The following is a 6583-nucleotide window of genomic DNA, read 5'->3' as shown; positions in this document are numbered from 1 at the left end:
CGTCTGGATAGCTGTGCTCATAGGTGTCGAAGGTGTTGGGATCGATGCCCTTGTGATCGCGCAGCCACTTGCAGAACAGCCGGCCCTCGGAGATGTCCGGCACCAGCTCCTGCGGCAGCGTATAGCCCGCCTGCTCCAGTGGCGCGATCAGGTTCAGGGTCAGCTCGTTCAACATCGAGAAATGCGTGTAGGGCACTTTCGAGCGGTTCTGCATGTAGCGCTCGATGTGGGCGGGCATGACGGCGTTCGCCCGGCCCTGCTGCCATTCCACCACCCATTGCGACACCTTCACCGCGAATTTGCGTGACAACCATTGGCCGAGATTGATGGCAAGGTAAGGGTGGATCCAGGTGCCCTGCATCGCCGCATTGCCCCCGGACACCACATGGATGAGCTGGTCCTCCGGGAGGCCGGTCTGCAGGGTCAGCTCCTCGATGAACTCACCGGTGGATTTCAGCGACCGATAGTCCGACCAGCGCTTGCCCACTGACTGGCAGAGCGCCGTCGCGCTGATGTAGCCGTCGCGTACCCGTTGCGGGATTACGTTGCCTTCCTCCATGCGTGGGATCAGGGTCATTTGCTGCATGCGTCGCCTCATGCCGTTATGGGCCTGAAAGAGTAGGCAATGCAGTCGCACGGGGTCTGTAGGAATGGTTGCGTTTGTCTGGTTCTCTGAGGCAGCAGCAGCCGAGCGTGGCTCGGCTCTACACAAGCTACCCCACGCCAGCGTATGGTTAGGTCGGTTTCCCCGGATACGTCGTGCATGTCCGATCCTGTCACTGYAACCGAACTGGCACCGCGCATCGCCGAGGCCATCCGCGATGGTTTCGAGCAGTATCACGCCCGCTTTGCCGCGATCACGGCGCGTGCCCGGCTGCGTTTCCAGCAGCGCGACTGGGCGGCGGCGCGCCACGATGCGGTGGAGCGCATCGCCCTGTACGACCAGTGCATCGCCGAGCAGATGGATGCGCTGCGGCGGCTGGCCGGTGACGCCATCAGCGAACGCGCGCTGTGGCTGCAGGTGCACGCGCACTTCAGTGCCCTGCTGCAGGGCCTGATCGACGCCGAGCTCTACAAGACCTTCTACAACACGTTGTCGCGACGGCTGTTCGCCATCCGCGGTGTGGACCCGGAAGTGGAGTTCATCGCCTTCGATGTCGAGCCCTCCGATGCGATCACCCATCCGGTGGCGCGCCACACCTACGCGGTCTCGCCGACGCGGCCGGTAGAGGCGCTGCAACGGGTGCTGGCCGACTACCGCTTCGATGTTCCGTATGCGCACCAGTTGCGCTGTGCCGCCGCCATCGCCGTGCGCCTGCAGGACGATCTGGCGCACTGGGGCGACACGCCGGTACGCAGCATCGAACTGCTCGATACCGTGTTCTACCGCGAGCGTCGCGCCTATCTGGTCGGGCGCGTGTTCGGTGAACACCGTTTCTCGCCGTGCGTGATCGCGCTGGTCAACGACGACCAGGGCCTGCGCGCCGATGCCGTGCTGACCCGGCGTCGCGATGTGGCCCATCTGTTCGGCGTGTCGCGCAGCTATTTCCAGGCTGACCTGGGTACGGTTGGCGATGCGGTGGTGTTCCTGCGCAGCCTGCTGCCGGGCAAGCCGATCGACGAGATCTATACCGTGCTCGGACGCGCCAAACAGGGCAAGACCGAGCGCTACCGGACGTTCTTCCGCCACTTCAATGAACACCCGAACGAGCGTCTGGCGCATGCCGAAGGCACGCCGGGCATGGTCATGGCGGTGTTCACCCTGCCCAGCTACCCGCTGGTGTTCAAGCTGATCCGTGATCGTTTCGCTTGGCCCAAGACGATGTCGCGGCAGCAGGTGGAGGAGAAGTACGCCCTGGTGTTCAACCTCGACCGTGTCGGTCGCCTGCTTGACGCACAGCCCTACCGGCATCTGCGTTTCCCGCGCGAACGCTTCGCCCCGGTGCTGCTGGACGAGCTGCTGCAGCAGTGCGCGCAGAGCGTGCGCGTGGATGGCGACGAGGTGGAGATCGCGTTGTGCTACGTGCAGCGTCGCTTCCGGCCATTGAATCTCTATCTGCGCGAACAGGCTGGCGAGGCCGTGCGCGCAGCGGTACTCGACTACGCGCAGGCGATCACCGACATGGCGCGCAACAACATCTTCCCCGGTGACATGCTGCCGAAGAACTTCGGCGTGTCGCGCCACGGCCGTGCCGTGTTCTACGACTACGACGAGTTGTGCCTGGTCAGCGACTGCGTATTCCGGGCCTGGCCCAAGCCAGGCTCTCCGGAAGAAGCGATGGCCGATGAGCCCTGGTTCCATGTCGGTCCGCGCGATGTTTTCCCCGAGCGGTTCGGGCCGTTCATGGGCTTGCCGGCGCAGGAACTGGCAGCGGTGCGCGAGCACTATCGTCATCTGTTCGATCCTGCCTGGTGGCAGGGGCTACAGGCGCGCTTTGCGGCGGGCGATTATCCGGACACGCCACCGTATTCGGCTGCGCAGCGGTTGGCGTGATTGGCCGCGCCGACTGCGAGGAACTCGGGTAATCTCGGCACTTTCATCACCAAGGATCGGCAATGATGCGTTCTCCCCTGTTTCTCGCCTTCGCGCTTGCGATCGGCTCGGCTGGCGCCCTGCTCAGCACCGATGCGGCAGCGCAGAGCACACGCGCGGTGCGTGCCACCGCCGAAGCCAGCATGGTCTTGACCGGCAACATCGATGTCGCTGCAGATGGTGCGGTCAGTGGCCTTGTGCTGGACCAGCAGGTGTCGATCGCACCGGCCATCGCCGCGTTCGTGGATGGCACGATCCGCAGGTGGCAGTTTGAACCTACCCTGGTGGACGGAAAGCCGGTGGCGAAACATGCACCGTTGCGTGTACGTCTGCTTGGCAGGCCCGGCGTCGATGRCAGCACGGAAGTGCGCATGACCAGCGTGGATTTCAGCGAGTATGACGACAAGGCCACCGACGCAGTGACCGGAAACCAGATGAGGCCTCCGCGCTATCCGGAGGCGGCATTCCGCGTCGGCGCACAGGGCGAGGTGATGCTGCTGGTCAAGGTCGAGCGTGATGGTGTGGTTGCCGACGTCATCGCCGAACAGGTGAACATGGGCGTGGTGGCACCCGAGCACGCGATGCAGAAGATGCGCGACATGCTGGCCAAGGCCAGCATCAGCGAGGCCCGCAAGTGGACGTTCACTCCGCCGACCTCCGGCGGGGACAAAGGCCTGGCGTTCTGGACCGTGCGCGTGCCGGTCACCTTCGCGCTGAACGACAAGGGCAGCAGGCAACCCCCCACTCCTTACGGCCGCTGGCAGGCCTACATTCCCGGCCCCCGCCAGCAGGCCCCGTGGCGCACCACCGACGATGCCGCGCAGGTCGGTACCGATCTGTTGCCGGCCGGTGGCGTCTACATGGTCGATAGCGCTACCCGCGGGCTGCGTCTGTTGACTCCGCTTGCCGAGCAATGATGCCGGTCAACCGCCCCCACGTTTCATCGGCCCCTGCCCGGGGGTCAGACTTCATCATCTTCATGCACAAGGAGTGGCTGTGATGCGTTCTTCTCTTTTCCTGGCACTGGCCCTTGCGGTGTCTGGCGGTGCCGCCCTGATCGATACCGCCGATGCRCAGACCGCGCGCGAGGTACGCAGGCAGGCCGAGGCCAGCATGACCCTTGGTGGCGTCATCGACATCGGCCGCGAAGGCCAGGTTGAAGGGTTCCAGCTCGATCGTCGCGAGAAGATCGACGCGGGTATTGCCGATTTCGTGGACAAGGCCGTGCAGGGCTGGCGTTTCGACCCGGTGCTGGTCAATGGCGCGCCCGTGCAGGCACGCACTGCGGTGCGCCTGCGGCTGATGGCCGACAATGCTGCCGAGGGCACCATGCGGGTCCGCCTGGTCGATGCCAATTTCAGCAAGGTGGATGGCGAGCGTGAGGTCGGCACCGACAGGGTGACCAGCAATGCACTGCGGGGACCGGATTACCCACCGCAGGCGGTGACCATGCAGGGGGAGGGCACGGTCATGCTGATGGTCAAGGTCGGCCGCGATGGCAGGGTGGCTGATGTGATTGCCGAGCAGACCAATCTGACCGTGATTGGTACCGCGCGCGCGATGAACCAGCTGCGCGATATCCTGGCCAAGGCCAGCGTCAATAGCGCCAAGCGTTGGACGTTCAACCCGCCCACAACCGGCGAGGACAAGGATCGCGAGTTCTGGACCGTGCGCGTACCGGTGCGCTTCGCCTTCCAGGATTCGCGTGAGCGTTACGGCCGCTGGACCGCGTACATTCCCGGCCCGCGCCAGCAGGCGCCGTGGAAGACCGGTGAGGAAACCCTGGCCGCCGGAAGCGATCTGCTGCCCGAAGGCGGTGTGTACATGGTCGGTCGTGCGCAGGAAGGCCCGCGCCTGCTCACCCCGCTGGGCTGATGCGTCATTGCGGGATGCGCCGGGCCTGCCCCGGTGCATCCCGCTTGAATCGATGTGCTCAATCGGCGTGCGGGTACACCACCACCCGGTTGCGGCCCTGTTCCTTGGCCAGGTACAGGGCCTTGTCGGCCAAGCGCAGTGCCTGTTCCGGATCGGTATGGAAACTGGGGAAGTGGGCCACTCCCAGTGACACGGTGATGGTGCCCACCGGAGCGAACGGTTCGTCGGCGATGGCCTGGCGCAGGCGCTCGCCGGTGTGCCGGGCCGCTTCGATGCCAACGCCCGGCAGCAGCACCAGGAACTCCTCGCCACCGGCGCGGCACAGCACGTCGGTCTCGCGCGAATGGCGGCGCATCTGTTCGGCGATATGGACGATGGCCGCATCACCGACGTCGTGACCGTGGCTGTCGTTGATCGACTTGAAGCGGTCGATATCCAGCGTCAGGATCGCAAACGGCAGGCCCTGCGCCTGCAGCGCGTCGAGCGCCTGCTGCAGCCCGCGACGGTTGAGCAGGCCGGTCAGCGGATCGGTACGGCTGGCGCGGTTGAGCGTGCCGATCCGGTCCTGCAGCGCATTGAAGCTGTACAGCACAGCCTGTTTCAGCTGCGCCACTTCGAAGTACCAGGCACGGATGCCATTGACGTGGCTGATCGCATTGCCGGTGTCCTCGCCGTCCTGCACGTTGCGCGCCAGCTGCCACAGCGGCAGCGAAATGCGGCGGGCGAACCACCAGGTGATCAGCAGCGACAGCACGCCCAGCGGAATGGCATTCCAGATCACCGCCGACATCAGGCGTGACAGCGGCTGCAGCGTCGCCTCGGTCGGGCGCTGCGCGACGATGCCCCAGCCGGTTGCCGCCACGGGCGCGTAACCGGCCAGCATCGCCACCTGGTGGTTGTTGCGCACCTGCTGCGCACCGCGCTGGCCACGCATCACTTCTTTCACCGCCGGGTTGTTCAACGCGTAGGTGCCCACTTCCTTGGGGTTGTTGTGATAGATCAGGCGGCCATGGCGGTCCACCACGTACAGGTAGGAACCATCGCGGTAGTAGTGCGTACCCAGCAGGGTGTTGAGTGCACTGCGCTGGCGCAGGTACAGGGTGCCGCTCACATAGCCCCGGTACTGGCCGCTGCGGTCGAATACCGGGTGCGAGATCGAAATCAGCAGCTTGCCGGTGGCCGACTGGTAGGGATCGCTGATCATCGGCTGGCGCCGTTCCAACGCTGCCTTGTTGCCAGCGCTGCGCAGGATCTCGCCCTGCAGCTGCAGGCTCTGCGGCGAGGTCGCGATCACCCGCCCGTCGTTGGCCACCACCAGCGAGGAGTTGAAGCTGCTGGACTGCAGCTGCAGGCGACGGGCCTCATCCTGCGCCTGGGCCGGATCCATGTCGTTGTCGCCAAGCCGGGTGGCGGCATAGGCCAGCTGCTGCTGCGCGGCCAGCAGGAAGTTCTGCGTGGTCTCGGCCAGCTTGGTGGCGTACACGCGGTTGGCTTCCAGGGTGTTGCCCACCAGCTGGTCGCGCTGTACGCGATAGCTGGCAAGCAGCGTGTTGGCCAGGGCGATGACGGCGCTGAGCAGGGCCAGGGCAAGGATCAGCTTGCCCAGGTTGAGGCGGGGGGACAGCGTGCGCATGCGGTTGAAGAATCGTGCAGGGCTGGACCCGCCGGATCCTCCGGATGGGGCAACAGCGGAAATCGGCGGCCCGGCCAGCGCGGCCGGGGCGGAGAGTCAGGCATTTGTCCCGCAGATTATCGCCAATTCACAGGGCCGCGAAGTGAAGCCGTTCGTCCTGCCGCCACCCAAAGAAAAAGCCCCGCACTGCGGGGCCTTTCCATATTCCATCAATGCCGCGCGATCAGCGCTTCATCGAACCGAAGAACTCGTCGTTGGACTTGGTGTTCTTCATCTTGTCCAGCAGGAATTCCATCGCCGTCATTTCGTCCATCGGATGCAGCAGCTTGCGCAGGATCCAGATCTTCTGCAGCAGCTCCGGCTCGATCAGCAGGTCTTCGCGACGGGTGCCCGARCGGTTGATGTCGATSGCCGGGAACACGCGCTTTTCAGCGATGCGACGGCTCAGGTGCACTTCGCTGTTGCCGGTGCCCTTGAACTCTTCGTAGATCACCTCGTCCATCTTSSWGCCGGTATCGACCAGCGCGGTGGCGATGATGGTC

At 65.0% G+C, this 6583-nt stretch carries 5 protein-coding genes and 1 pseudogene; 3 read left to right on the top strand and 3 right to left on the bottom strand.

Annotation, left to right across the window (positions count from 1 at the left end):
* Nucleotides 1-559 (bottom strand): KilA-N domain-containing protein (locus AC1DJN_RS19600; RefSeq protein ID WP_478039877.1); only part of this gene is annotated, 559 nt, incomplete at its 3' end.
* Between the two features lie 204 nt (nt 560-763).
* Between AC1DJN_RS19600 and aceK the strand changes: the two genes are divergently transcribed.
* The 3 genes from aceK (at nt 764) to AC1DJN_RS19585 (ending at nt 4408) form a co-directional block, all read left to right on the top strand.
* Nucleotides 764-2494, top strand: a complete 1731-nt coding sequence (aceK, locus tag AC1DJN_RS19595; protein WP_478039875.1) for a bifunctional isocitrate dehydrogenase kinase/phosphatase — start codon at nt 764-766, stop codon at nt 2492-2494.
* 62 nt (nt 2495-2556) lie between these two features.
* Nucleotides 2557-3450 (top strand): energy transducer TonB, encoded by an 894-nt coding sequence (locus AC1DJN_RS19590; RefSeq protein ID WP_478039872.1) that lies wholly within the window; start codon nt 2557-2559, stop codon nt 3448-3450.
* 82 nt (nt 3451-3532) lie between these two features.
* Nucleotides 3533-4408, top strand: a complete 876-nt coding sequence (locus AC1DJN_RS19585; RefSeq protein WP_313446726.1) for an energy transducer TonB — start codon at nt 3533-3535, stop codon at nt 4406-4408.
* Nucleotides 4409-4466: 58 nt separating this feature from the next.
* Here AC1DJN_RS19585 and AC1DJN_RS19580 read toward each other — a convergent pair whose 3' ends face one another.
* Both AC1DJN_RS19580 and AC1DJN_RS19575 read right to left on the bottom strand, forming a co-directional pair.
* Nucleotides 4467-6041 carry a sensor domain-containing diguanylate cyclase gene (locus AC1DJN_RS19580; RefSeq protein ID WP_282279442.1) on the bottom strand — a complete coding sequence of 525 codons (1575 nt, stop codon included), beginning with the start codon at nt 6039-6041 and terminating at the stop codon, nt 4467-4469.
* A gap of 223 nt (nt 6042-6264) precedes the next feature.
* A pseudogene (locus AC1DJN_RS19575) lies at nt 6265-6583 on the bottom strand (transcription termination factor Rho); the annotation flags it as partial.

This window comes from Stenotrophomonas sp. 05L414_2 (assembly GCF_056397905.1).
The sequence above is the reverse complement of the archived record's forward strand: the minus strand, read 5'-3'. Positions and strand labels throughout refer to the sequence as shown.

What these genes read in the sequence shown, in the direction of transcription:
- AC1DJN_RS19580 (WP_282279442.1), bottom strand. Translation starts at nt 6,041, where the DNA reads ATGCGCACGCTGTCCCCCCGCCTCAACCTGGGCAAGCTGATCCTTGCC.